General features: G+C 61.5%; 26 protein-coding genes. 13 read left to right on the forward strand and 13 right to left on the reverse strand.

Annotation, left to right across the window (positions count from 1 at the left end; translation table 11 throughout):
- The first annotated feature begins 138 nt into the window (after positions 1–138).
- Complete coding sequence (locus GH983_RS10955) at positions 139–1338, forward strand: CaiB/BaiF CoA-transferase family protein (RefSeq protein ID WP_153762427.1); 1200 nt, start codon at positions 139–141, stop codon at positions 1336–1338.
- The gene (locus GH983_RS10960) at positions 1335–2987 is read left to right on the forward strand and encodes a thiamine pyrophosphate-binding protein (RefSeq protein ID WP_153762428.1); all 1653 of its coding nucleotides are present in this window, start codon (positions 1335–1337) and stop codon (positions 2985–2987) included. Before GH983_RS10955 ends, GH983_RS10960 begins: the two co-directional genes overlap by 4 nt.
- Positions 2988–3071: 84 nt before the next feature.
- Here the strand turns inward: GH983_RS10960 and GH983_RS10965 are convergent, their stop codons facing one another.
- Positions 3072–3656 carry a bifunctional transcriptional activator/DNA repair enzyme AdaA gene (locus GH983_RS10965; RefSeq protein WP_069043768.1) on the reverse strand — a complete coding sequence of 195 codons (585 nt, stop codon included), beginning with the start codon at positions 3654–3656 and terminating at the stop codon, positions 3072–3074.
- A gap of 114 nt (positions 3657–3770) precedes the next feature.
- Here GH983_RS10965 and GH983_RS10970 point away from each other — a divergent pair, with 114 nt between their 5' ends.
- Positions 3771–4706: a DMT family transporter gene (locus GH983_RS10970; protein ID WP_153762429.1), complete on the forward strand. Its 936-nt coding sequence runs from the start codon at positions 3771–3773 to the stop codon at positions 4704–4706.
- A gap of 82 nt (positions 4707–4788) precedes the next feature.
- Here the strand turns inward: GH983_RS10970 and GH983_RS10975 are convergent, their stop codons facing one another.
- From GH983_RS10975 to GH983_RS10990, 4 genes are all read right to left on the reverse strand, one after another.
- The gene (locus GH983_RS10975; RefSeq protein WP_153762430.1) at positions 4789–5130 is read right to left on the reverse strand and encodes a RidA family protein; all 342 of its coding nucleotides are present in this window, start codon (positions 5128–5130) and stop codon (positions 4789–4791) included.
- An 82-nt stretch (positions 5131–5212) separates the two neighbouring features.
- Positions 5213–5551 (reverse strand): TIGR01244 family sulfur transferase, encoded by a 339-nt coding sequence (locus GH983_RS10980; RefSeq protein ID WP_153762431.1) that lies wholly within the window; start codon positions 5549–5551, stop codon positions 5213–5215.
- 86 nt (positions 5552–5637) lie between these two features.
- Positions 5638–6465 (reverse strand): DUF4432 family protein, encoded by an 828-nt coding sequence (locus tag GH983_RS10985; RefSeq protein WP_153762432.1) that lies wholly within the window; start codon positions 6463–6465, stop codon positions 5638–5640.
- Complete coding sequence (locus tag GH983_RS10990; RefSeq protein WP_246727543.1) at positions 6462–6914, reverse strand: MarR family winged helix-turn-helix transcriptional regulator; 453 nt, start codon at positions 6912–6914, stop codon at positions 6462–6464. Before GH983_RS10990 ends, GH983_RS10985 begins: the two co-directional genes overlap by 4 nt.
- Before the next feature lie 187 nt (positions 6915–7101).
- On the opposite strand from GH983_RS10990, the gene GH983_RS10995 reads away from it, so the two are divergent.
- Positions 7102–8457 (forward strand): L,D-transpeptidase, encoded by a 1356-nt coding sequence (locus GH983_RS10995; RefSeq protein ID WP_069041095.1) that lies wholly within the window; start codon positions 7102–7104, stop codon positions 8455–8457.
- Positions 8447–9088, forward strand: coding sequence for an alpha/beta hydrolase (locus GH983_RS11000; protein ID WP_153762433.1), 642 nt, complete (start codon positions 8447–8449; stop codon positions 9086–9088). The genes GH983_RS10995 and GH983_RS11000 overlap by 11 nt, the downstream gene beginning before the upstream one ends.
- 17 nt (positions 9089–9105) lie before the next feature.
- Here GH983_RS11000 and GH983_RS11005 read toward each other — a convergent pair whose 3' ends face one another.
- The 8 genes from GH983_RS11005 to GH983_RS11040 all read right to left on the reverse strand — a co-directional run bounded on the left by GH983_RS11005 (position 9106) and on the right by GH983_RS11040 (position 18057).
- A complete protein-coding gene (locus GH983_RS11005; protein WP_054151643.1) occupies positions 9106–9825 on the reverse strand; it encodes a ParA family protein in 720 nt (239 codons plus the stop codon).
- A gap of 267 nt (positions 9826–10092) precedes the next feature.
- Entirely contained in the window at positions 10093–11238 is a 1146-nt protein-coding gene (locus tag GH983_RS11010) for an iron-containing alcohol dehydrogenase (RefSeq protein ID WP_054151642.1), read from the reverse strand.
- Positions 11235–12620 (reverse strand): aldehyde dehydrogenase family protein, encoded by a 1386-nt coding sequence (locus tag GH983_RS11015; protein WP_153762434.1) that lies wholly within the window; start codon positions 12618–12620, stop codon positions 11235–11237. Before GH983_RS11015 ends, GH983_RS11010 begins: the two co-directional genes overlap by 4 nt.
- A 104-nt stretch (positions 12621–12724) precedes the next feature.
- The gene (locus tag GH983_RS11020; RefSeq protein WP_153762435.1) at positions 12725–14092 is read right to left on the reverse strand and encodes a glutamine synthetase family protein; all 1368 of its coding nucleotides are present in this window, start codon (positions 14090–14092) and stop codon (positions 12725–12727) included.
- Between the two features lie 87 nt (positions 14093–14179).
- The gene (locus tag GH983_RS11025; RefSeq protein ID WP_054151639.1) at positions 14180–15220 is read right to left on the reverse strand and encodes a TRAP transporter substrate-binding protein; all 1041 of its coding nucleotides are present in this window, start codon (positions 15218–15220) and stop codon (positions 14180–14182) included.
- Positions 15221–15325: 105 nt separating this feature from the next.
- Positions 15326–16675, reverse strand: coding sequence for a TRAP transporter large permease subunit (locus GH983_RS11030; protein WP_069041093.1), 1350 nt, complete (start codon positions 16673–16675; stop codon positions 15326–15328).
- A complete protein-coding gene (locus tag GH983_RS11035) occupies positions 16672–17181 on the reverse strand; it encodes a TRAP transporter small permease subunit (RefSeq protein WP_054151637.1) in 510 nt (169 codons plus the stop codon). The genes GH983_RS11030 and GH983_RS11035 overlap by 4 nt, the downstream gene beginning before the upstream one ends.
- 105 nt (positions 17182–17286) lie before the next feature.
- A complete protein-coding gene (locus GH983_RS11040) occupies positions 17287–18057 on the reverse strand; it encodes an N-formylglutamate amidohydrolase (protein WP_054151636.1) in 771 nt (256 codons plus the stop codon).
- A gap of 184 nt (positions 18058–18241) precedes the next feature.
- Here GH983_RS11040 and GH983_RS11045 point away from each other — a divergent pair, with 184 nt between their 5' ends.
- The 8 genes from GH983_RS11045 to GH983_RS11080 all read left to right on the forward strand — a co-directional run bounded on the left by GH983_RS11045 (position 18242) and on the right by GH983_RS11080 (position 26512).
- A complete protein-coding gene (locus GH983_RS11045; protein ID WP_371418485.1) occupies positions 18242–19117 on the forward strand; it encodes a MurR/RpiR family transcriptional regulator in 876 nt (291 codons plus the stop codon).
- A 181-nt stretch (positions 19118–19298) separates the two neighbouring features.
- Positions 19299–20357, forward strand: coding sequence for an ABC transporter substrate-binding protein (locus GH983_RS11050; RefSeq protein WP_371418486.1), 1059 nt, complete (start codon positions 19299–19301; stop codon positions 20355–20357).
- Between the two features lie 98 nt (positions 20358–20455).
- Positions 20456–21346 carry an ABC transporter permease subunit gene (locus GH983_RS11055; protein WP_006728769.1) on the forward strand — a complete coding sequence of 297 codons (891 nt, stop codon included), beginning with the start codon at positions 20456–20458 and terminating at the stop codon, positions 21344–21346.
- The gene (locus tag GH983_RS11060) at positions 21343–22125 is read left to right on the forward strand and encodes an iron ABC transporter permease (RefSeq protein ID WP_054151633.1); all 783 of its coding nucleotides are present in this window, start codon (positions 21343–21345) and stop codon (positions 22123–22125) included. The genes GH983_RS11055 and GH983_RS11060 overlap by 4 nt, the downstream gene beginning before the upstream one ends.
- 12 nt (positions 22126–22137) lie before the next feature.
- A complete protein-coding gene (locus GH983_RS11065; protein WP_054151632.1) occupies positions 22138–23190 on the forward strand; it encodes an ABC transporter ATP-binding protein in 1053 nt (350 codons plus the stop codon).
- A gap of 74 nt (positions 23191–23264) precedes the next feature.
- Positions 23265–24308: a zinc-dependent alcohol dehydrogenase family protein gene (locus GH983_RS11070; RefSeq protein WP_054151631.1), complete on the forward strand. Its 1044-nt coding sequence runs from the start codon at positions 23265–23267 to the stop codon at positions 24306–24308.
- A 102-nt stretch (positions 24309–24410) separates the two neighbouring features.
- Positions 24411–25568 carry a PotD/PotF family extracellular solute-binding protein gene (locus GH983_RS11075; protein ID WP_054151630.1) on the forward strand — a complete coding sequence of 386 codons (1158 nt, stop codon included), beginning with the start codon at positions 24411–24413 and terminating at the stop codon, positions 25566–25568.
- A 74-nt stretch (positions 25569–25642) separates the two neighbouring features.
- Entirely contained in the window at positions 25643–26512 is an 870-nt protein-coding gene (locus GH983_RS11080) for a hypothetical protein (RefSeq protein WP_153762436.1), read from the forward strand.
- The last annotated feature ends 71 nt before the right edge of the window (positions 26513–26583 follow it).

Genomic DNA, 26583 nt, shown 5'->3' on the forward strand with positions numbered 1-26583 from the left:
GGAATGATGCCATGAGAGAATATCAGGTGCGAATGGCAAAATGGGGCGATATAGCTCTGTCGATAGCAGTTCTTGTCATGGCAGGAGATCCAATTTTGTCGGATCGCCGAACCTGACGACGCCGCACAGGATCGCGCAATGACGCCCAAGCCATCATCCCCTGCCCCGCTCACCGGCATCCGCGTGATCGAACTGGCCCGCGTACTCGCAGGCCCATGGGCAGGCCAGATGCTCGCCGATCTCGGTGCCGACGTGATCAAGGTCGAAAACCCTGATGGTGGAGACGACACCCGCGCCTGGGGTCCGCCCTTCGTCGAGGGCGCCGATGGCGAAAACCTCTCGGCGGCCTATTACCACTCCACCAACCGCAACAAGCGCTCGATTGCCGTCGACTTGAAGACCGAGGAAGGCCAGGCAATCGTCCGCCGCCTCTGCGCCTCGGCCGATGTCGTCATCGAGAACTTCAAGCGCGGCGGCCTTGAGAAATACGGTCTAGATTACGCGAGCCTGAAAGCGATCAACCCGAAGCTCGTCTACTGCTCGATCACCGGCTTTGGCCAGAACGGCCCCTATGCCGATTTCGCCGGCTACGACTACATCGTCCAGGGCATGTCCGGCTTCATGTCGATAACAGGCGAAAAGGACGGCGAACCGATGAAGGCAGGTGTCGCGATCGCCGACATCTTCACCGGCATCTATGCGGTGACCGCGATCCAGGCCGCCCTTATCCACGTTATGAAAACAGGTCAGGGCCAGTTCGTCGACATGGCCCTGCTCGACGTGATGTCGGCGGTGCTCGCCAACCAGAACATGAATTACCTGATCTCCGGCAAGCCGCCGACACGCCTCGGCAATGCCCATCCGAACATCAGCCCTTATGAAGTCGTGCCGACATCAGACGGCCACCTGATCCTCGCCGTCGGCAATGACGGCCAGTTCAAGCGTCTTTGCACCATCCTCGGTATCCCCACAGCCACTGAAGACGAACGTTTCGCCACCAACAAGGCCCGTGTCGCCAACAAGGTCGAGGTCCGCCGCATCGTCACCGCAGAAACAGAGAAATGGCAGAAGCGCGATCTGCTGTCCGCCTGTGAGGCGAATGCCGTGCCCGCGGGACCGATCAACTCGATCGAGGAAATGTTCGCCGACCCGCAGGTCCAGGCCCGCGGCCTCAAGATCGATTTGACCGACGACAAGGGCACGGTCATCCCAAGCGTGCGCACGCCGATCGTGCTCTCCGAGACACCCCTGCGCTACGAGCGCCCGAGCCCGCGCATTGGCGAGCATGGCGAAGACATTCTGGCCGAACTGGCCGAGCTGGAAAGGAAGATCAAATGAAGAGAACCGGCGGAGCCCTTGTAGTCGAAGCCTTGAAGGCCAACGGCGTCGAGCGCGTGTCCTGCGTTCCCGGCGAAAGCTTTCTGGCCGTGCTCGACGCGCTGAAGGACAGCGGCATCGAGACGCTGGTCTGCCGCCAGGAAGGCGGCGCGGCGATGATGGCCGACACCTGGGGTCGCCTCACCGGCAAACCCGGCATCTGCATGGTGACCCGTGGTCCGGGCGCGACCAACGCGTCTGCCGGACTGCATGTCGCCAAGCAGGATTCGATCCCGATGATCCTCTTCATCGGTCAGATCGGTCGCGACATGAAGGAGCGCGAAGCCTTCCAGGAAGTCGAATACCGCCGCGCCTTCACCGAGTTCGCCAAATGGGTCGGCGAGATCGATGACGCCCGCCGTATCCCAGAATTCGTCACCCGCGCCTTCGCCGTCGCCACCTCAGGCCGTCCCGGCCCGGTCGTGCTGACGCTGCCAGAAGACATGCTGCTCGACGAAGTCGAGGCCCCGGAAGCAAAGCCCTACACGGCCGTAGAGGCCCATCCCGGCCAGAGCCAGATCGCCGCCCTCGGCGAACTGCTGAAGACCGCGAAGCGCCCGATGGTGGTTCTCGGCGGCACGCGCTGGAGTGAGGCATCCGTTGCCGGCATCCAGGCCTTTGCGGAAAAGTTCAAGCTGCCGGTCGGCTGCTCCTTCCGCCGCCAGATGTTGTTTGATCACCTGCATCCGTCCTATGCCGGCGATGTCGGCATCGGCATCAATCCGGCGCTCGCCAGGGAAGTGAAGGAGGCAGACCTCCTGATCCTGCTCGGCGGACGTTTCTCGGAAATGCCGTCCTCCTCCTATACCCTGATGGACATCCCCTACCCGGCGCAGACGCTCGTCCACATCCATCCGGATCCGTCCGAGCTTGGCCGGGTCTACCGCGCCGATCTGGCGATCTGTGCCGCGCCTGAGGAATTCGTCGCAGCACTCGCATCGCTCGATGCACCCGCCGCCCCTGTATGGGCCGAGCGCACAGTTACCATGCACGCCGCTTATGTCGCCTGGTCGACACCGCCGAAGGCCGGCCCCGGCGCCGTCCAGATGGGGCCGGTCATGGAGTGGATCGAGGCCAACACGCCGAAGGATGCGATCTTCACCAATGGCGCCGGCAACTATGCCACCTGGCTGCACCGCTTCCACCGTTTCCAGGCCTTCAACACCCAGGCCGCCCCGACCTCCGGCTCCATGGGCTATGGCCTGCCGGCAGCCGTCGCTGCCAAGCAGCTCTTCCCGGAGCGTGAGGTCATCTGCTTTGCCGGTGACGGCTGCTTCATGATGCATGGCCAGGAATTCGCGACCGCCATCCGTTACGACCTGCCGATCATCACGCTCGTTATCAACAACAGCATGTACGGCACGATCCGCATGCACCAGGAGCGCGAATATCCGGGCCGCGTCAGCGCCACTGACCTGACCAACCCCGATTTTGCAGCCCTGGCCAAGGCCTATGGCGGCCACGGCGAAACCGTCGAGAAGACGGAGGATTTCGCCCCCGCCTTCCTGCGCGCCCGCGCCTCCGGCAAGCCTTCGATCATCGAGATCAAGCTCGACCCGGAGGCGATCACGCCGACACGGACTTTGACTCAAATTCGCAACAAAGCCTGACAGGCGGTTGAATCAAAACAAGATGGCCGGCTCGTCCCCGGCCATTTTTCTGTTCGGCCAGAGGTCACGGCGCGACAGAGGCGATCACGAGGGGCGTGGCGACGAACTCCGTTTGATCGCCGTCGGCGGTCGTTTGTACACCTCCTGAAAGACGGCATTGAACCGCCTGACGCTTCCAAACCCCGCCTGCAGCGCAATCTCAGTGATCGTCATATCCGTACCGGTCAGCAGGCGCTTGGCGCGCTGAACACGCGCCGTTTTTGCCACCTGCAGCGGGCTTGCGCCGAGATGCTTTTGAAACAGCCGCGTCAGATGTCGCCCGCCGACGCCAACCCGGGCAGCAAGCACCTCGACGGTCGCGCCGGGTGCATCGAGTGCGCCTTCCTCGCGGATCAGTCTTGCTGCCCTTTCGACGATGGCAGCACTGCCCTTCCACGCCGGGCTGAACGGCGCCGTTTCCGGCCGGCAGCGCAGGCAGGGGCGATAGCCCGCAAGTTCGGCCGCCGCCGCACTCGGCAGGAATTCGATATTGCAGCGATAAGGCTGGCGCACCGGGCAGACACAACGGCAATAGATCCCGGTCGTTCGAACGCCGATGAAGAACCGGCCGTCAAACTCGGGATCACGCGCAAGCCATGCCTGTTCACATTGGTGGATATCGAGGCTCATGATCAGAGAGTACATCAGCGTTCGGCCCCTCAAAAGGACAGAGTCCGAATCCGGCGAGCAAATCGCGGTTCGGCGCGCCACTCATGTCCATCAGATCAAAGCTGGAACCATCGCATGCAGACGAACCAATCCATGGGCCTCACAGACTGGGCTCTCCTCCTGACACTGTCCGTGCTGTGGGGCGGCTCCTTCTTCTTTTCCAAAGTCGCCCTCTCCGAGCTTCCGCCGCTCACGGTGGTTCTGGCCCGCGTGGCGATCGCGGCATTGGCTCTGTTTATCTATCTGCGCATACGCCGCCAGCCCATCCCCGCAGACGCCACCATCTGGACCGCTTTCCTGGGCATGGGTCTCCTCAACAATCTCATCCCCTTCACGCTTCTCTTCTGGGGGCAGACCCAGATCGCCAGCGGTCTCGCCTCGATCCTCAACGCGACCACTCCGATCTTCTCGATCCTCGTCGCGCATGTTCTGACATCGGACGAAGGCATCACGCGCAACAAGCTCGTCGGCATCGCCCTTGGGTTCTTGGGTGTCGCAGTGCTGATGGCCGGAAACCACGTGAAGACAGAGGCCATTCCGCTCCTGCCCCTCCTCGCCTGCCTTGGCGCAGCCCTGTCCTATGGCTTTGCTGGCGTATTCGGCCGGCGCTTCCGGCGCATGGGCATCTCGCCGGCAACCAGTGCATTCGGCCAGGTATCGGCGACGACGCTGATGATGATGCCCGTGGTCGCCCTGGTCGATAGCCCATGGCATCTGCCGATGCCGGGAATGACGACCATCGCTGCGCTTCTCGGCCTCGGGCTACTCTCCACGGCGCTTGCATACATCCTCTTCTTCCACATCCTCGCGGTCGGTGGAGCGATCAACAGTTCCCTCGTCACCCTGCTCATTCCCGTCAGCGCCATCCTGCTCGGCTATCTGTTCCTCGGCGAAAGGCTGGCACCCAACCATTTCGCTGGAATGGGCCTGATCGCGCTCGGATTGCTCTCCATCGACGGGCGCCTATATCGCTGGCTCCTTGCCAGGAGACACAAGTCCGCCAGCCCGTGAGCCCTGAGCAACCGGCGGAGAAAACGAAAAAAAGGCCGGGATCGCTCCCGGCCTTTCGCATTCTGTGCGTTGCCCTGAAAAATCAGACAGCAGCTGTGACGATGAACTCGACCAGATAGTCCGGCGTCGCGAGCGGCGCACCGCTGGTGGCGCGGGCCGGCGGGTTGGCCGGATCGATCCAGCCTTCCCAGACGGCATTCATTTCGCCGAAGGTCGACATGTCGGAGAGATAGATGATCGTCTCCAGGATCTTCGACTTGTCCGAACCGGCGGCGGCCAGCAGGCGGTCGACTTCGGCGAGCGCCGACTTCGACTGCTCGGTCACGGTAGAGCCTTCACCAACCTGGCCGGCGAGGTAAACGGTGTTGCCGTGGACGACGGCGCCGCTCATGCGCTTGCCGGGCTCGATACGCTTGATGCTCATGGGATAACTCCTGCTTGAGGCTGGTTTAGAAAACAGACAGGCCGGACGCGAACGTCCGGCCAAGGATAATGGAAAAGACGCGTCAGCCGCGCTGGCGCTGTGCGTGTTCGTAGGTTGCGTTCGAACGGGCACCGGAGCGGCAATAGCCGAGCATCGGACGTTCGAATTCTTCGAGCGCATCGACCATGTCGGCGACGGCATCCGGCGTGACACCACTCGGCCCGACGGGCACATGCTTGATCTTGAGGCCGAGTTCTTCCGCGCGCTTGGCAACGGCTGCAAATTCAGGCTGGCCGAATTCTTCACCATCCGGGCGATGGCAGACGATCGACTTGAAGCCGAGCGCCTTGATCTCGTCGACCTCGTCGACCGTGATCTGGCCGCTGACCGAATATTCCTCGTTGATCTGGCGGATGTTCATCGGGGCTCCTCGTCAATTTCCTTAGGGCCAAACATCTACGACGGGCATCCCTGAGCGTCAATCGTAGGGGGAGCACCGATCGGTCGTCAGACGAAGGAAAATGCAAGTCCGTAGTCCCGGCTTTCGCCCGGCTGCAGGATATTGAATTCGCCCGCCGCCTCGAGCTCGGCACGCCCCTTCCAGCGATGCGAGACCGGCTCGATGCCGAGCACATGGGCAGGCAGCCTCTGGTTTCTCCACACCTGCAGATGCGGCAGTGTATCGGTTCGGAAACGGACCTTCAGCCGCTTGCCGCCGATCGTCGCGATCGGCCCCAGACGCAGTTCTGCCCAGCCGCCATGACCAGCGGGTACGCAGAAGATGCCACCCTCCGCTTCGCCGAAGGTCCAGGGAAAACCACCGCCGTCGAGCATCGCCCCTTCGAGCTGCGTTTCGTCGTCGAAGTGCTTCGCGCCCAGATTCATGTGATACATCAGAAAGGCCGGAAAGGCGGTTTCGCCGACATTGGCGACCGTATCCGAAAGCTGCACCTCGCCGCTCTCGGCCTTCAGGCGCCACTGCCGCCGCAACTGCGCGTGGCCGCCAGCCGCGAGTGTCACATCGACCACGGCCCGCGCCACGAGATCCTCTCCCTCGACCGCCATCTCTATCGAATGCGCCGGGTTGGCTGAAAAGGAGCCGTGCAGAGGATAGTGCCGGTCCGTACCGGCGATCGGTTCGCGGTGACGGATATGGTCGGGCCCGCAGGTAAACAGGAACCCTTCCAGCGAATGGTCAATCCGCGGATCGCCGTCATCAGGGATCGCACGGCCGGGTGACAGATCGACGCCCTCGACGATGCACGAGCCGATATCGAATACCGAGCTTTCGTCCAGTGCCAGACGCGGTCCCCTGGGACCGGAAAAAGTGATCATGCAAGAGGTTCCTCGGCCTGCCGTTGCGGGGCCCTGAGGTGACCGGTGGAGATGAGATCCTCCAGGCCGATGAGCCCGCTGTCGAGCGAGGAGAGATAGGCGATGTTGACACTGCGCTCAAGCCACTGCTGGAAAGCCCCAGCCTCGTCCGCGAGCCGTTCGAACCTGTGCTGCCCCTTGAGCGTTAACGACAGAAGTTCAAAGCGCCGGTCCGATCGATCCTTTTTGCGAATGAGATATCCTTTGTCCTCTAGGACCTTCACGGCACGACTGATTTTTGTCTTGGAAAGACCCGAATGGGAGGAGATGGCCTTCGCCGTTGTCGGCGTGTGTTCGCCGAGCGACCAGAGAACCTGCCATTCGGACCATGACAACTCGTCTTCCGGGCCGCAGAACTGCATGAAGCCGTGGTCAACGCTTTCGGCCACGCGTAAAAGCCGAAAGGGCATAAATGCCTCCATCCTCAGTCTATCCTGCATTGTCCCCCCTCAACCCGGCGCTGCGACCCTGCATCCAGCCCGGTTATCTCTTCCGCCCCCACAGCGAGTTAACTCTCAATTCATTATGAATTCACCTTTTCCACATTAGTGTCAAATTTATCGCGTTTGTCGCCGGCTCAGACGAGGAAACCGAATCGTGTTCGACTTCAGGAAATCTAGCTTGATACTTGCGGTTTTGGCCGCCGCCTCTCTCACATCTGTGAGCCTAGCCTCGGCACAATCGGTCTATGACGGTCGCAACGCCCAGATGCTGCTCGTCTCGCCGGAGGGCGATATCCTCGACTATGTGCCGGAAGCCGGCGAAGTCATGATCAGCCGAGACCGAATGGGCCGCACGGTGCTGATCGACCGCATGGGCAATCTGGTCGCAACCGAGATTCCGGCGGAAAGCTATTATCCTCCCCGCCAGCGTGGCGGAAACCGAGGCCTGCCCGGCGTCTACGATCCCTATTCCGAACCCGCACCTGCGCCGCGTGGCTGGGACGACGACGTCACGACCGCATCGATCCCCGACGTCGACCCGCGTGACAGCCTGCCGCTCGACGGCCTGCCCCAGGACATGCCGTATGGCGGCCCGGATCTGCCCGCACCTGCCGACACGGCCCCTGCCCGCACGGTGACGCCTGAAATCCCGGTCAAGAGCAATCTCTCCCGCCTGGAGATCACCGCCCTCCAGGCGTTCCTCGATCGTGAAGGCATTTCGCCCGGCGTCATCGACGGCAAGATGGGCCAGAACGTCAACAAGGCGATCGTCGCCTGGGAGCAAATGACCGGCGAAACGCTCGACCCGAACAATGCCGACGACATCCTGGAGCGCCTGCGTCTCTCCGGCGGCCTCGCGATCAAGAGCTACACGATCACCGCCGGCGATGCCGCCGGCCCCTTTGTCGCGTCGATCCCCGACGACTACGCACACAAGGCACAGCTTCCGGCCCTGTCCTACACCTCGACGGCGGAGATGCTCGCCGAGCGTTTCCACATGGATGAGGGCTATCTGCGCGAACTGAATCCCGGCGTCGACTTCTCGATCCCGGGCACGACGATCAAGGTGGTGGAGCCCGGCCCGTACAAGAAGGGTAACGTGGCACGCATCGTCGCCAACAAGGGTCTGAAGCAGGTCTTCGCCTATGGCGAGGATGGCGGCCTGATCGCCGCTTACCCGGCCAGCATCGGCTCGGCCGATACACCCTCCCCGTCGGGCACCGTCACGATCGAACGCATCGCGCTCAACCCGGGCTACACCTACAATCCGAAGATCAATTTCCAGCAGGGCAACAACACCCAAGTCCTGCAGATCCCGCCAGGGCCGAACGGCCCCGTCGGCACGGTCTGGCTGGCGCTGTCGAAGCCGACCTACGGCATCCACGGAACCCCCGAGCCCTCCAAGATCGGCCGCACCCAGAGCCACGGCTGCATTCGCCTCACCAACTGGGATGCGACGGAACTGGCAAAGATGGTCAAGTCGGGCGTGACGGTGGAATTTGTCGAGTGACAGCTCAGGCGCTCGCGAGTTTGCGGGCTTCCCGACACTCTTCCGCGAGGGCGAGAGCCGTCACCAACCGTTAGTGTTTCTGCATGGCAGCAACCAGGATGAATTCTCACTTCTGGACTTTGCCAGGGAGGCAGCACCCGCTCATCCGACGTACTGTCCGCGAGGTCGCGAGCCATCAGATGCGTCGTTCACGTTCTTCAGAAGACGGACGGACAGGTCGATTGATGAGGTGAACCTTACCGACAGGGCTGCAGAACTGTCGCAACTGCTCTTGATCATCGGGCAGAGGCATGGAGAGCCGGCCCTGCTGATCGGCTTTTCGAGCGGCGCGATAATGGCAGCAGCCCTGACTGCACGTCACACGGCCTTGCTGTCAGGCGCCGTATTGCTTCGCCCAGAAAAGCCCTTCACCCAGAACTGCTTTCCCGATCTTGCCGGAACACCATTCCTTCTCGTATCGGGAGAAAATGACGAAAGGCGCGAACGATTAGACGCAGTCGGGGTTGTCGACCAGCTGAGGGCCGCCGGTGCTGCGGTCGAATGGCACGAGCTGGCATGCAGCCATGGCTTTGACCCTGAAGGTGGCGACAGAATGTTAACCCGCGCTTGGCTTGCCAAACGCGGGTTGTAGTGTCGAATTTGGGGTTATCAGGCGGCTGAGCGCACCAGACGGAACAGGCGACGCGGCTCGCTGGAGCGGATCACCTTGACCGGCAACAGGCGCATGACCTCGGAAGCGAAGGCCTTGGCATTGTCCTGAGCCTTGTCGAGATTGCTGATCTTCGCCGTATCCATCGAATACAGCGTGCCACCACAGTCGAAGATCTCGCGGTAAGCACTGCGTTCAGCAATCGGCGTGTTGATGACATTGACGCCACGAGCCGCCAGAAGCCCCTTGATCGTCAGAAGTGCGCGCGTGGTCACCATCGAGGTGACGCGCGTGAGCACGACCGAATGTGGAATGACGAGGTTGCCGGCATCCTGCATCAGCTTGATGAGGTCGAGGATCTGCGCGCCGCCCTTGGCGTCCATGGCGCAACCCTGGACAGGGATCATCACGTGATCGGAGAGACCGATCGCAGTCGTCACCATGGCGTCGCGCGCACCGGCCAGATCCATGATGATGTAGTCGTTGCTGCGCGACAACTCGCGGATATGTCCTTGCACGGAAGCGACCGTAACCTCGGAGACCACCTCGATGTTGCGCTGCGGACCCGAGATCTCGTGCCACTGGGTGATCCAGCGCTGAGGATCGGCATCAAGGATGGCGACGCGGTATCCCTGATGGGCCAGTTCGGTGGCGAGAAGAAGGGCTGCGGTGGTCTTGCCGGCACCACCCTTGGCATTGGCAAAAGAAATGACTGGCATGCTGTTTCCTTGGGAGGTCAGATCCGAGCGGCTCATCGCTCTTTGGCAACCTGCGTCATCGGTGCCACATGCTGTCATCATGGCGCAAACATGGTTAACAAACTGGAAACGCGTGCGAGGTCCCCCTCCCCCTTATTGGGGAGAAGCGACGGAAATGCCTAGTATATTCGCTGATAGGAATGGGCAGGCAGAAGCTCGACCCGACAGCATGGCTGCAGAGGCCCCGGCACGACATGCCGGGGCCTTTCAAGCGAGCGACGCGTGAGATCAGAAGCAGTCGGCGAAGAGCTGCTTGGTGTTTTCGAGCGTCATCTTGACCGGATTGCCGCCGGCGCTGGGATCCTCGATCGCCATGGCCGAGAGCTCATCGATCCGGTCATTGGCAATGCCCATGGCCGTCAGGTTGGCCGGGACGTTGAGTTCGGCGCGCAGGGCGAGCACATAGTCGTAGAAGCCATCAAACCCTCCCGCAATGCCGAGATAGGCAGCCGCCCGCTCAATCCGCTCCTCAATGACGTGACGGTTGAACTTCAGGACCGGCGGCATGACAACGGCGTTCGTCATGCCGTGATGGGTGTTGTAGACGGCCCCGATCGGATGCGACAGCGCATGGATTGCGCCGAGCCCCTTCTGGAAGGCGACGGCGCCCATGGCAGCCGCCGACATCATGTTGGTTCGGGCTTCGAGGTCAGTGCCGTCCTTGTAGGCACGCGGCAGGAATTCCTTGACGAGACGCATGCCTTCGAGCGCGATGCCCTGGCTCATCGGATGATAGAAGGGCGAGGAATAGGCTTCCAGGCAATGCGCGAAGGCATCCATGCCGGTGCCGGCCGTGATCATCTTCGGCATGCCGACGGTCAGTTCCGGGTCGCAGATGACAACGCCGGGCAGGAACTTCGGATGGAAGATGATCTTCTTCACATGCGTCACGGAATTGGTGATGACCGAGGCACGACCGACTTCCGAACCGGTGCCGGCCGTGGTCGGCACGGCGACGATCGGGGCGATCGCATCGGAATTCGCACGGGTCCACCAGTCGCCGATATCCTCGAAGTCCCAGACCGGCCGTGTCTGGCCGGCCATGAAGGCCACGCACTTGCCAAGGTCGAGGCCCGAGCCGCCGCCAAAGGCGACAACGCCGTCGTGACCGCCATCCTTGTAAGCCTTGATGCCGGCTTCGAGATTCTTCTCATTCGGGTTCGGATCGACATCGGCAAAGAGCGCGCGACCGAGACCGGCTTCTTCCAGCACGTCGAGCGCAGTCTGGGTGATCGCCATCGGTGCGAGGCCCCGGTCGGTGATCAGCAACGGCTTCTTCATGCCGAGCGATTTGCAGGCGTCCGCCAGTTCCTTGATGCGGCCACGTCCCATCTTGATGGCGGTGGGATAGCTCCAATTGGCGACGATGTTCATTTCGTGACTTTCTTCAGGTGGTAGGATTTCGGACGGGTAAGGTTCTGGAAGCCGAGCACGGAGAGCGAGCCGCCCTTGCCGGTTTCCTTGACGCCGGTCCAGCAAAGCGCCGGGTCGAGGTAATCGGCGCGGTTCATGAACACGGTGCCGGTCTCGATCTCGCGGCCGATGCGGGCGGCGCGCTCCGGATCCTGCGTCCAGAGCGAGGCGGTCAGACCATAGGGGCTGTCGTTCATCAAACCGAGCGCCTCGTCGTCGCTCTTCACCTTCATGATGCCGACGGCCGGACCAAAGGTCTCGTCCTTCATGAAGGCCATGGAATGATCGACGTTCACGAGGATCTGCGGCATGATATAGGCGCCGCCGTCATCGGCCGGGAAAAGCTTCGGATCGACCAGCGCCTTGGCACCCTTCGACACGGCATCGGCGATCTGCTCGCGCACCACCTTGGCGAAGCGCTTGTTGGCCATCGGCCCGAGCGTTGTTTCGGCATCCAGCGGATTGCCTAGCTTGTAGTTCGACACCCAGGCGACCGACTTCTCGACGAAGGCGTCGTAGAGGCTCTCATGCACATAGATGCGCTCGATGCCGCAGCAGCACTGGCCGGAATTGTAGGTGGCGCCATCCATCAGCGTATCGACGGCAGCCTCCAGGTCGGCGTCTTCCATGACGTAACCGGGGTCCTTGCCGCCGAGCTCCAGGCCGAGACCGGCAAAAGTGCCGGCAGCGGCCCGTTCGATGGAACGCCCGCCTTCGACCGAACCGGTGAAGTTGATGAAGTTGAAATTGCCAGCCGCGATCAGCGCCGAGGTCGTAGCGTGGTCGAGGAAGAGGTTGATGAAGACATCATCGGGAACACCCGCTTCGACAAAGGCGCGCACCATGCGCTCGCCGACCAGCAGCGTCTGGGTCGCATGCTTGATGACGACGGTGTTGCCCGCCATCAGCGCCGGCGCGATCGTGTTGATCGCGGTCATGTAAGGGTAGTTCCACGGCGCGATGACGAAGACCACGCCATGCGGCTCGCGCTCGATGCGGCGCTCGAAACTGTCACTTGCTTCCACGACCAGTGGCGCAAGCGAGTCGGCTGCAATCGCCGCGACATAGTTGGAGCGCTCGTTGAAGCCCTTGTATTCGCCGCCGTAGCGCACCGGACGGCCCATCATATGGGCCAGTTCCGGCACCACTTCGTCCGCCATCTCGTTGAGGCGGGCAACGCCCTTCAGCACCAGCTGAACGCGGTCCTCAAGCGGCCGGCGCGCCCAGGCCTTCTGCGCCTTACGGGCGCGGGCCACAGCCTCGGTCGCCGCTTCCAGGGACATGGCCGGTCGCTCGGCGTAAACCGATCCGTCGATCGGCGAAATGCATTGGATCATGGTCATGATCGTCTTCCTGTTGTTCTAGAACGAGATGACAGCGGCCGCAGCCGCTGTCCTTGTTTCCACCCATACGCCGGGGATCGTGGCGGGCTCAAGGCCGCCTTTGGTCACGCCCGCTCGAAGCCGCGCGCGACCTCCCAATCCGTGATCCGGCGATCGTATTCCTCTTGTTCCCACTCCGCTGCGCGAACGTAGTGATCGACGACGTCATCGCCGAAAGCTGCCCGCAGCATGGCCGAGCCACGAAGCGTCTCTGCAGCCGCCCTGAGCGTCCTTGGAATTTCACGCGCGCCCTGCGCACCATAGGCATCACCAGAAAATTCCGGCTCCAGCGCCATCTTCTTTTCGATCCCGTCAATGCCGGCGGCCAGAAGCGCCGCCATGGCAAGATACGGGTTGAGGTCAGAGCCACCGACGCGGCACTCGACGCGGATACCCTTGCTCGCTTCGCCGCACAGGCGGTAGCCAGCAGTCCGGTTGTCCTTCGACCAGATCGCCTTGGTCGGCGCAAAGGTGCCGGCGACGAAGCGCTTGTAGGAATTGATATAGGGCGCAAGGAAATAGGTGAACTCGCCGGCATGGGCGAGCAGCCCCGCCATGTAATGCCGCATCACCTCCGACATGCCGTATTGACCGTTCTCGTCAAAGAACAGTGGCGTCTTGCCATCGGCAGACCACAGCGACTGGTGGATATGCGACGAGGAGCCTGCGGCATTGTAATGCCACTTGGCAAGGAAGGTGATCGCCTTGCCCTTCGACCAGGCAATCTCCTTGCAGCCATTCTTGATGATCACGTGCCGGTCGGCCATGGTGAGCGCGTCGGCATAGCGGACATTGATCTCTTCCTGACCGGCGGATGCCTCGCCCTTGGAGTTTTCGACCGGGATGCCCGCCCCCTGCAGACCCTTGCGGATCGCCCGCATGACGCCCTCTTCCTTGGTTGTCTGGAAGATGTGGTAGTCCTCGTTATAGCCCGAGACCATTTTCAGGTCGCGATAGCCTGAAAGCCGCGCCTCATCATAGGTCTGGTCGAAGAGGAAGAATTCGAGTTCGGTGGCCATGAAGGCCTTCATGCCCATGGCCTCCAGCCGGGCAACCTGCTTCTTCAGGATGGCGCGCGGGGAGTGCGGCACCTCGGCGTGGGTTGCGTGGTCGAGCATGTCGCAAAGAACAAGCGCTGTACCCTCAAGCCATGGAATGCGGCGGAGCGTCGAAAGATCGGGCTTCATGGTGTAGTCGCCGTAGCCTTTCTCCCAGCTCGTCGCCTTGTAACCGGAGACGGTTTCCATCTCCATGTCGGTGGCGAGCAGATAGTTGCAGCTATGCGTTTCCTTCCAGGCGCTTTCGACAAAGAACTCCGCCTGGAAGCGCTTGCCCATCAAACGACCCTGCATGTCCACCTGACACGCCAGAACCGTGTCGATGCGCCCTTCTGCGACGTCTTTTTTCAACTCTTCGAATGTGTACGTGGTCATCTCGGTGTTCCCAGGGCAGCGATTGGTTTATGCCGTCTTGTTTTGTGGAGGCGACCCGGCCGAAGCCGGATCGCCATGTCGGTTCAATCAGCCGTAACGGTAGGGCTTGCCGGCCTTTTCCATATCGCCATTATACTTCTTCAGGATTTCGACGACCTTGCCGGTGCGCGGTGTCTGCTTGGCAACCTCTTCCCAGAACACGCGAGCCGCATCCTCGACCGTCTTCCATTCGGCATCCGGAATGCTGGTGAGCTCGAGGCGACCGCCTTCGGCACGCAGACGCGCTTCGCCGCCCCAGTACCAGTGCAGGCGCTTGTAGTGGGAACTATCCATGCACATCTGCCAGAGGGTCTGCAGGTGCGGCGGGACTTCGTTCCAGCGGTCGGCATTGGCAAAGAACGAGCCTGCCCAGCCGCCGGAGACATTGTTGGTCAGGAAGTACTTGGTGACATCAACCCAGCCCGAGGTGAAGACTTCCGTGATCCCCGACCAGGCGATCGCGTCGATTTCGCCCGTCTGCATGGCAACCGGTACGTCTTCGAACGGAATGGTGACCGGCACGACGCCGAACTGCGACAGGAACTGGCCGGCCGTCGGGAAGGTGAAGACGCGCAGGCCCTTGAGATCATCGAGCTTGGTAATCGGCTTGTTGGTGGCGAAGTTGCACGGATCCCAGGCCCCGGCCGAAAGCCACTTCACGCCGACTTCCGTATAGGCCTCATCCCAGATCTCGGCGAGACCATATTCGTAGAACAGCGTCGGCACGTCGAGGCTGTAGCGCGAGGCGAACGGGAAGTAGCCGCCGAACACCTTGATATCGACAGGCGAGTTCATCGAATCGTCGTCGGACTGGACAGCGTCGATCGTGCCGGCCTGCATGGCGCGGAAGAGTTCGCCGGTCGGTACCAGCTGGTCTGCCGTGAAGAGCTGGATTTCCATCTCGCCGTTTGCCGCCTTGTTGAAGGCGTCAACCGATGGCCGGATGACGAATTCGGCGAGTGCTGCACCGGCATAGGTCTGCAGGCGCCAGGTGATCTTGGCGTTCTGTGCCTTGACATAAGGGGCTGCCAGAACGGCAGGGGTCGCCATGGCGGCCGTCTTCAGGAATGAACGTCTGCTGTTGGTCATGTTGTTTCCCTCTGTTCTTCGTTTCTTTTGAAGCCCGCAGGACCTGAGGTCCGGCGGGTAGTCCTTGTGCCGGGCCCGTTTGCCGGGCCTCTTTTCATTCGAACGCTAACCTCTGAGATAGATCTGGCTCGGCAGCCATGTCGCGATCTGTGGAAAGATCATGATGATCACCATGCCGAGCATCATGATCAGGACGAACGGGATCACCGACCGATAGATATCTATCAGCCTGAAATCGGGTGGCGCCATCGCCTTCATCAGGAAAAGATTATAACCGAAGGGCGGTGTCATATAGGCAATCTGGCAGGTGATCGTGTAGAGCACGCCATACCAGATCAGCGGGTTTTCGATGCCCAGATCCAGCTTGCCGACGAGCGGAATGTAAAGCGGCGCGACGATGACCAGCATGGCCGTATCGTCGAGGAAGGCCCCCATCACCAGGAACGACAGCTGCATCATGATCAGGATCTGCCAAGGGGTCAGACCGATGTCATTGACCAGTAGCTTTTCGATCGCCCTGACCGCACCCAGTCCGTCGAAGACGGCGCCGAAGCAGAGGGCTGCCAGAATGATCCACATGAACATGCAGGAAATGCCGAGCGTCTGCTCAAGCACCCGGTTCCAGACCGCCTTGGTGAGCCGTCCCTTGTACCAGGCCGCAAAGAGAGCCCCGAGCGCACCGACCGCCGAACTCTCGACGAGGCTGGTGATGCCCATCAGGAAGAGACCCATCATCAGGAAGAATATGAGGAACGGCAGGATGCCCGCCTGCAAGAGCTTGAGCTTCTCGCGCATCGGCATGTCACGCTCTTCCTTGGGAAGGGCCGGACCCAACGCCGGATTGAGACGGCAGCGGATGATGATGTAGAGGCAGAACATCGTCGCAAGCATCAGTCCGGGGAAGACGCCTGCAAGCCAGAGCTGGCTCACCGGCTGGCGGGCAATCATGCCGTAAAGTACCAGCACCACACTCGGTGGGATCAGAATGCCGAGCGAACTGCCGGCCTGGATGACGCCGGAGACCATGATCTTGTCGTAGCCGCGGCGCAGCAGTTCGGGCAGCGCGATAGACGCCCCGATCGCCATGCCCGCGACGGATAGGCCGTTCATCGCCGAGATCACGACCATCAACCCGATCGTGCCGACCGCCAGACCGCCCGGCATGCCACCGAACCAGACATGGAAAGCCTTGTAGAGGTCCTCTGCGATGCCGGATTCCGACAGCATATAGCCCATGTAGATGAAGAGCGGCAGCGTCAGCAGCGGATACCACTTCATCAGCTTCATGCCGGCCGAGAAGCCCATCTCGAAGCCGCCATTGCCCCAGAGCACGGCAGCCGCCACGACGCCGACGAAGCCGATGGTCGCAAACACACGCTGCCCTGTCAGCATCGACATCATCATCGATGAGAACATCAGGAGCGCGATCATTTCGTAGCTGAGGAACTCAGTCATGCAAGCGGCCTCCCCATGGCAATGGCAAGGTCCTTGATGAAGATCGAGGTCGCCTGCAGGAAGGTGAGGAAGATACCGACAACCATGACAATCTTCACGGGAGCCATGTAGGGCGACCAGGAAGAATAGCTGGTTTCACCATATTGCAGTGCGTAGGTGGTGCTCGAGACACCGCCCCAGAGCAGGAAGAACAGGTAGACGAACAGCATCATGATCGTGATCACGTCGACGATCGCCTTGGTCTTCGGCGACCAGCGACCGTAGAGCAGGTCCATACGCACATGGCTGTCGAGTTGCAGCGAATAGGCGCCACCCAAGAGATAATAGCCTGCCATGACGAACTGCGCCATTTCCAGCGTCCAGTGCGCTGGCAGGAACAGGCCTTTGGAGATGGACGAATAGAGCAAGATGCCCATCATGACGAAGACGCCATACATGACGATCCGGCCGACGCGGCGATTGAAGGCATCGACGATACGCACGTAGGTTTTCAGGGCTTGCGGCATCAGTCTACCGCCTGCCCGGACCGCATAAGCGGTCTTCGTCTCATGATCTCGTATGCCGGCATCCGTTCCCTCATTGATTTTTGGTTTGCTCAGCGTTTTGAATAGTTATGCGACCCTTTCGAGCGCTCCTGAAATCAAGTCCGCGAGATAGGTGGAGATGGCCTTGAGGCCTGCTTCATCGCGAACCAGGTCGTTGCGCACCTCGATCATCACATTGGCGAAGCCTTGCGGCAGCGCATGCAGACGCAGCGTATGGGTCACGCCGTCTTCGGGTCCGTATGGCGAGTTGCGCTCAACACGGTAAGGACCACCGGCCGCGGCCTCAAGCATGGCATCCGCCAGGCGACTGTCGGTATCGTGGAGGATGCCGATCTCGACCTCGCGCGGTTTGCCAAAATAGACCGGCGTAAACGTATGCACGGTGACGATGACGGGCTTGCCGCCCTCCCCGGCGACCCGCGCAATCTCGGCAGCAATCCGGTCGTGGAAGGGGACGTAGAGCGCCGCCGTCCGCGCATAACGCTCCGCCGGGCTGAGGTTCAGATTTCCCGGGATCGCGTAGATCTCGCTCTTTTCCGGCATGGCCGCCGGCGATTCCGGCGGACGATTGCAGTCATAGATCAGTCGCGAGAAACGCTGGTGGACGAGCAGGCCGTTGAGCGAGGTCGACAGGCGCTGGGCGATCTCCAGAGCGCCCGGATCCCAGGCGATATGGCTGGACAGTGCCTCCGGTGAAAGACCAAGATCACCTGCCGATGGCGGCAACACGGCAGATGCGTGCTCGCAGACAAAGACGAGACCGCTCGCCGCCGTCGCATTATCGACTGCAACCACCTCACCGTCCGACGCTGTCAGGATCCCCGACCTCAAGAGCATGCTGATTGTTCCCCAGGGCTCGTTGGCCCAACTTATTTTCGAAGAGAATTCTTCACGGTTAAGCGTCTGTCAATCCGCTACTGAAAAATTCTCTTCAATGGCCAGTTGACTCAATTGTGACAGCGAGGCTTAATCCGAAAAAAGCTGGCGACAGACTGGCTTGAGGGGAGTCAATCGGTTCTTGATGAATGCGTCGACCACGGTGTCGGACGTGATACATGCCCATTTCGACGGGCTGACGCGTGCCGAACGGCAGCTGGCAGAAAGCCTGCTGCAGAACTACCCCGTCTCCGGACTGGGCAGCATCACCACCGTTGCCGAGAATGCCGGCGTCTCGACCCCGACAGTCGCCCGCATGGTGCAGAAGCTCGGCTACAAGGGTTATCCGGAATTCCAGGCGCATCTCCACCAGGAGCTTGAGGCGACGATCTCAAACCCGATCGCCAAGCACGATCGTTGGGCCGCCAACGCCCCCAATCGCCATATCCTCAATCGCTTTGCAGAAGCCGTGATGGCCAATCTGCGCAACTCGCTGGGAGAACTGCGCACGGCGACCTTCGATGAAGCCGCCCGCCTGATCGGCGACCGCCATCGCAGCATCTATTTCGTCGGCGGACGCATCACGGGGGCGCTTGCCGAATACTTCTTCACCCATATGCAGGTCATCCGTCCCCGGACGACCTTGATGTCATCGAATGCCAGTTCATGGCCGCAGCACGTCCTCAATATGCAGGATGGCGACGTGCTCGTGATCTTCGACATCAGGCGCTACGAGGCGGATCTGACGACGCTCGCGGAGGTCGCGCGCGCCAACGGCGTGCAGATCATCGTGTTTACAGACCAGTGGATGTCGCCGGTGGCACAGCATGCCCGCCACTGTTTCAAGCTCCATATCGAGGCGCCGTCGGCATGGGACAGCTCCGTCGTGACGCTGTTTGTCGTCGAAGCCCTGATCGAGGCCGTGCAGAGCTCGTCCTGGGACGAGACGCGCGAGCGAATGAACACCCTCGAAGGACTATTCGAACAGGCACGCCTGTTCCGAAAGCCCCGACATGGCTGAGAGAAGAAACCGGAGGATCGTTCAGGATACGGGCCAATATCGATAGACCAGGCAAGGCCGATATCCGTCACATAACCATAACAAAGGCCACATAAGTGAACCGCATCGCTTCCAACACAAGAGGAGAACTACAGTGACAACCAATCTTCGCAAATTCCTGTCGCTCACGACCGCGCTGGTCATGACGAGCTCGGCCGTCGCCTATGCCGAGCCGAGCGCCGAGCTCATCGAAGCTGCCAAGAAGGAAGGCATGCTGACCACCATCGCCCTGCCCCACGACTGGTGCGGCTACGGCGAAGTCATCGCCGCCTTCAAGGCGAAGTATCCGGAAATCACCGTCAACGAACTGAACCCGGATGCCGGCTCGGCCGACGAAGTCGAAGCCATCAAGGCAAACAAGGACAACAAGGGCCCGCAGGCTCCTGACGTCGTTGACGTCGGTCTCGCCTTCGGCCCGCAGATGAAGGCCGAAGGCCTGCTTCAGCCGTACAAGGTCTCCACCTGGGACGAAATCCCTGATAACATCAAGGACGCTGAAGGCTACTGGTACGGCGACTACTACGGCGTCATGTCGCTCCTGGTGAACAAGGACCTCGTCGCCAACACGCCGAAGGACTGGGCCGATCTTCTGAAGCCGGAATATGCAGGCCAGGTCGCTCTCGCCGGTGACCCGCGCGCCTCCAACCAGGCTATCCTCGGCGTTCTCGCCGCCGGCATGGCAACCGGTGCAGCTGCCGGCAAGGACGCCGGTGAAGCAGGCCTGAACTACTTTGCCGAAATGAACAAGGCCGGCAACTTCGTGCCTGTCATCGGCAAGTCCGGCACGCTCGCCCAGGGCGCGACCCCGATCGTCGTCATGTGGGACTACAACGCGCTCGCCGCTCGTGACACGCTGGCCGGCAACCCGCCGGTCGAAGTCGTCGTTCCGGACAAGGGCGTTCTCGCTGGCGTCTACGTTCAGGGCATCTCTGCCTATGCACCGCACCCGAATGCAGCCAAGCTGTGGATGGAACACCTGTATTCCGACGAAGGTCAGCTCGGCTGGCTGAAGGGTTACTGCCACCCGGCCCGCTTCAACGCCATGGTCAAGGCCGGCAAGGTTCCGCAGGACCTTCTCGACGCCCTGCCGCCGGCTGAGTCCTACGAAAAGGCCTACTTCCCGACGCTCGAAGAAGTCGACGCCAACAAGGCTGCCGTTACGGCGGGCTGGGACAGCGTCGTCGGCGCCAACGTTCAGTAAGTCGAGACCTTGATGTGCCGCCCCGATCTTTTCTAAGGTCGGGGCGGCGCTCGCATTTTAAGAAGATCCGTCGAAACACGGACAGAGGGGCAGATCGAATGTCGACAGAGGCGGTGAGCCCGGGCCATCAGGCACGGCCACGAACGAAACTTCCACTTCACTGGCTCGGGGTCTTGCCCTTTGCAGCTTTCGTGATTCTCTTCCTGATCATGCCGACGATGAAGATCGTCATCGGCGCATTTCAGCGTCCGGACGGCTCGTTCACCTTCGACAATGTGCTTGGCCTGTTCACCCCCTCGATCATGGCCGCCTACTGGATCTCCATCAAGATCAGTCTCGCCTCGGCAATTCTCGGCTGCCTGATCGGATTCGGCGTGGCCGCCGCGGTCATTCTCGGCGGACTGCCTGCCTGGATCCGCAGCCCGCTGCTGACATTTTCCGGCGTTGCCTCGAACTTCGCCGGCGTGCCGCTCGCCTTCGCCTTCCTCGCGACGCTCGGCCCTGTCGGTATGTTGACCGTCTTCCTCAAGACCCAGCTTGGCATCGATCTGCGCCTTCTCGGCTTCAATCTCCTGTCCTTCTGGGGACTGACGATCACCTATCTCTTCTTCCAGATCCCGCTGATGATCCTGATCATCGCGCCGGCACTCGACGGCCTGAAGCGCGAATGGCGCGAGGCGGCCTCGATCCTCGGCGCGACCAATGCGCAATACTGGCGGCTCGTGGCCTTCCCGATTCTTTTGCCCTCGATCCTCGGCACCATGGCGCTGCTCTTCGCAAATGCGTTCGGCGCTGTCGCAACCGCGATCGCACTGACCGGCTCTTCGCTGAATATCGTGCCGATCCTGCTCTTCGCCCAGATCCGCGGCGACGTCCTGGGCGACCCCCATCTCGGCTACGCGCTCGCCTTTGGCATGATCGTCGTCACCGGAATTGCCAATGGCCTCTACATCTGGCTGCGCGCCCGCAGCGAAAGGTGGATGAAATGAAACGTCTCTGGGCTTGGGCCGCGCTGATCTTCGGCCTTCTCTATTTCATCCTGCCGCTGATCGGCATGACGAACTTCTCGCTGAAAATGCGCCGCGGCGAGTATTCCTTCGATGCCTATGCCAAGGTTCTGGCCGATCCGCGCTTCCAGGAAACCTTCAGCTATTCTGTGACGATGGCTCTGACGACCATCATCTTCGGCGTATTCCTGATCGTACCCACGGCCTATTGGGTGCGGCTGAAGATGCCCGGCCTTCGCCCGTACATCGAATTCGTCACGCTGCTGCCGCTCGTGATCCCAGCGATCGTCGTCGTGTTCGGCTATATCCGCCTCTATAACACCTCGAGCTGGCTGCCGCTGACCGGCTCCTCCACCGGCACGAACATGCTGCTCATGTTCGGTTATGCCACGCTCGGCCTGCCCTACATGTACCGCGCGGTTGATACGGGCTTGAGAACCATCGACGTCGCCACCCTGACGGAGGCAGCCCAGAGCCTCGGAGCGGGTTGGGCGACGATCATCGGCCGCATCATCCTGCCGAATGTCTCCGTCGCCGTCATGTCGGGCGCCTTCGTCACCTTCGCCATCGTCATGGGCGAATTCACGATGGCCGCCCTTCTCAACAAGCCAGCCTTTGGCCCCTACATGCAGCTGCTCGGCGCCAACAGGGCCTATGAGCCGGCGGCTCTCGCCGTGATCGCGTTTTGCATCACTTGGGGCTGCCTCGGCCTGATGCAGCTCGTCTCCCGCCTCCAGAAAACAGCCCCCCGCCAGGCTTGAGGACATCAATTCATGAGCTTTCTGACCCTAAACAACCTCAAGAAATCCTTCGGTGCAACGCAGGTCGTGCACGACTTCAACATGGCGATCGACAAGGGCGAATTCGTCTCCTTCCTTGGCCCGTCGGGCTGCGGCAAGACCACCGTGCTGCGGATGGTGGCCGGTTTCGAGACCCCGTCGGCCGGCTCCATCGTCGTCGATGGCAAGGACCAGACGAACCTGAAGCCAAACCAGCGCAACATCGGCATGGTCTTCCAGGCCTATGCGCTGTTTCCCAACATGAACGTCTTCGACAACGTCGCCTTTGGCCTGAAGATCGCCGGCATGCCGAAAGCCGATATCGAGGCGCGCGTGAAGGAGATGCTCTCCCTCATTCACCTCGAACATCTGGCCGAGCGCTACCCCTACCAGCTGTCTGGCGGACAGCAGCAGCGCGTCGCACTCGCCCGCGCGCTTGCCCCCAAACCCCAGGTCCTGCTCCTGGACGAACCGCTTTCGGCGCTCGACGCAAAGATCCGCGTGTCGCTGCGCGAAGAAATCCGCCAGATCCAGCAGAAGCTCGGCATAACCACTGTCTTCGTTACCCATGACCAGGAAGAGGCGCTGTCGATATCCGACCGCATCGTCGTCATGAATGCCGGCAAGGCCGACCAGATCGGCACGCCCTTCGAGATCTACAACCGCCCGACGACCCGCTTCGTCGCCTCCTTCGTCGGCACGCTCAATGTGCTGGATGCCGTCGTCGCCGATCAGGGCGCCGGCATCGTGCAGATCGGGGACAAGACGCTGGCGATCAAGGAGACGATCCCCACGGCGAACGGCCAAACCATCCAGCTCGCCATGCGACCGGAGGCCGGCACGCTCGCAGGAGCGGATGAAGCCACGGTGCGGGGCCAGGTTACATCGAGCCAGTTCCTCGGCTCGGTTATCCGCACACGCATCGATGTTGGTGGCAAGACACTGTCCTTCGACACCTTCAACGACCCCGGCACCAGACCGCCGACCGTTGGCGATACCGTGGGCGTGAAGATCGACCCGACTGCCTTGATCCTGCTCGCCGACTAAGGCAAACGACGTCCAAGGGCAATTGTGTCGGAATGCCGTCCGCAAGGGCGGCATTCGCATCTGGAGGATATCCCATGCGGGCGATGTATTTTGAAGCATTCGGTGCAGCACCCGAAATCCGCACCCTGCCCGATCCGACGCCGACCAATGCCGGTGTGGTCATCTCCGTCAAGGCGACAGGCCTCTGCCGCAGCGACTGGCACGGCTGGATGGGCCACGATCCCGATATCCGCCTTCCCCATGTCCCCGGCCACGAACTGGCTGGCACGATCTCGGCTGTCGGCCGTGACGTGCGCCGGTTCAAGGTCGGCGACCGCGTGACAGTGCCCTTTGTCTCCGGTTGCGGCCACTGCATGGAATGCCGCTCCGGCAACCAGCAGGTTTGCGAGGAACAGTTCCAGCCGGGCTTCACCCATTGGGGCTCGTTTGCCGAATATGTGGCAATCGATTATGCCGACCAGAACCTCGTGCATCTGCCGGAAGAGATCAGCTACGAGACGGCGGCAAGCCTCGGCTGCCGCTTTGCCACCTCTTTCCGGGCCGTGGTCGACCAGGGCCGGCTCCAGGGTGGTGAGTGGCTGGCGGTCCATGGTTGCGGCGGTGTTGGCCTCTCGGCCATCATGATCGGTGCAGCGCTTGGCGCCAATGTCGTCGCCATCGACATCGCCGAGGACAAGCTGGCACTCGCCAAGGCGCTCGGCGCATCCGTCACCATCGACAGCCGCTCGGTTGCCGATGTCTCCGAAGCAGTGCGTGATGTGACCGGCGGCGGCGCGCATGTCTCGGTCGATGCGCTCGGCCATCCCCAGACCTGCTGCAACTCGATCCTCAACCTTCGCCGACGCGGTCGCCATGTTCAGGTCGGGCTGATGCTGGCAGATCACGCGACACCGGCAATCCCGATGGCGCGCGTCATTGCCCACGAACTCGAGATCTATGGCAGCCACGGAATGCAGTCCTGGCGCTATGATGCCATGCTGCGCATGATCCTCTCCGGCAAGCTCTCACCCGATCGCCTGATCGGCCGTCGCATCACCCTTTCGGAAGCGGCCCCTGCGCTCGCCACCATGGACAGCTTCCGCGAAAACGGCATCAGCATCATCGATCGCATGGTGTAAGAACCCAGGCGCGCAAGCAGTTTTCATCTTATGGTGTGATAGCGTTAACCCGTTTGTGGTGAAATTCGGCGGCACGAAACCGGCAACGGATCGAGAGCAGCCATGGCCGCCAGGAAGACATCGACGGAGATTGACGCCAAGGGTTTCATGGCAGAGTTCATGCGCCTGAAACGTGGCTCCGTCACGCGTCGTCATTTTCTTGCTGTCACCGGGCTCGGAATGGCCGCCCTCGTCATTGGAGGAAGCCGCAGGACCAGCGTGGCAACGTCGGAAGGTTCGCCGCTCGGCAAGAAGGTTTCACTCGCGACCTGGCCGAACTACCATGATCCCACGACCTTCGAGAACTTCACGTCCCGCTACGGCGTCGAGGTCGACGTTTCGATCATCGGTTCCAACGAGGGCACCTTGCTGGCCCTTGAAAGAGGAAGGGTCTGGGACATCATCGTACCCACCCAGTATGCGATCGCGCCCTATGTGCAACGAGACATGCTCGAGCCCCTTGAACTCCGGCGCCTTCCGAATTTTGATCTGGCCGCGCATGCCGATCGCTTCATGAAGCCCGGCGTCCGGGCAGGCGCGATCTATGGCGTGCCAAAGAACGCCGGTACGACTGGCATTGCCTACAACAGCCGTGAACTTGAGCCGGTGCAGACCTGGCGCGATTTCTTCGATATCGCCATGACGGAGGCTTCGGGCAGGACCATCGTGCATGACTACCAGCTGACCGCCATCGGCAATGCTCTGGTCGCCCTCGGCCACAACTTCAACTCACTTGACCCAGTTGAACTGCAAAGCGCTGAAAAGCTGCTTATTGAGGTCAGGCCGCATCTGCTGGCGGTCGACAGTGATTATCAGCCTGCCATGCGCACCGGCGAGGCCTGGATGACCATGTGCTGGAGCAATGACGCCTCGCAGATGCACCGAGATGTGCCAGAGATCGCCTATTCCATCGCGACCGATGGCGGCGAGATCTGGACGGACTATTACGCGATCCCGGCCAAAGCACATAACAAGCCGGGCGCCCATGCCCTGATCAACCACCTGCTCGACCCGGAGATCGCAGCCCGCGAGCACATCGTCCATGGCGGCACGGTAACCGATCGACGCGTCCGTGCGCTTCTGCCGGAAGAGATCCTCGCGGACGAGATCATCTATCCGGATGAAGCGAGACTTTCACCGCTCGAATTCGGATTGGCCGTCGCAATGACGGACCCGACCCGCGCCGAGATCATGAGCCGCTTTCGCGCCGCCCGCGGCTGACGCCAACCTCCTGCCATGCTAGGCACGAAACGCGCCGGATACCTCCGGCACGACGTTTTCAGCGCGAGGCCTTCATGCCACAGATTTCCATCATCGACACCATTTCAGACCCCGGCAAAGACACGAGACCAAACGAGGATCGCCTCGGCTACAACAGGCATGCCGCTTTCGTCATCGACGGCGCGACAGGCCTTGGCGACCGCCAGTTCATGGATGGCTTCGGCTCGGACGCCGCCTGGATCGCGGAATTCGCAGCACTCCGCTTCGCTGAACGCCTCGATGGCGGCGCCGATCCGAAAGCTGTCCTGCGAGAGGTCTCAGAAGAGGCGCGTGATACATTCACGACAATGGCTGGCGACCAGCCGCGCTACGCCTGGCCGCTCTGCAGCCTGACCGCCCTGCAGGCAACGTCATCAGGCCTCCGGTGGTTCGGCCTCGGCGACAGCTGCATGTACATCCTGCATGACAACGGACAATCCGACTTCGTCATCCCGATCCGAGGCGCCTATGAATGGGAGCAACATCGGGCGGCAGAGCACATCGCCCGCCTCGGCGGCATCGGCGCGGCCGGGGTCGCCAATGACGACCCGCAGACGCTGGAAGACCTGCGTCGTGGTCGCGCCTTGCAGAACACGCCAAGTGGCTCGACCTGGACCTTCGGCGTGGTCCCCGAAGCCGCCGATCACCTCGCTCTGGTCGACGTCCCCGTTTACGGCGGCGGCGCCACCGCCCTCCTCTGCTCCGACGGCCTCGCCGATCTTGTGGCTCTCTACAAGCTCTACGACCCCGCCACGCTCATCCAGCGCGCCGCGACGACAGGGCTGAAATCGCTGGTGTCAGAACTGCGGCATATGGAGCGTGAGGTGGACCCGGACGGATTGAAATATCCGCGTTACAAGCAGAGCGACGACACGACAGCGATCCTGCTGAGGCTGGAGGCGTAAAGGCAATGAACGGTCATCCTGTTGTGACAAAGGAAAGCTAAACGCACGTCCGGGCCGGAACGAGGCGGCGC

This window comes from Agrobacterium sp. MA01 (genome assembly GCF_009650195.1).
GTDB lineage: Bacteria > Pseudomonadota > Alphaproteobacteria > Rhizobiales > Rhizobiaceae > Allorhizobium.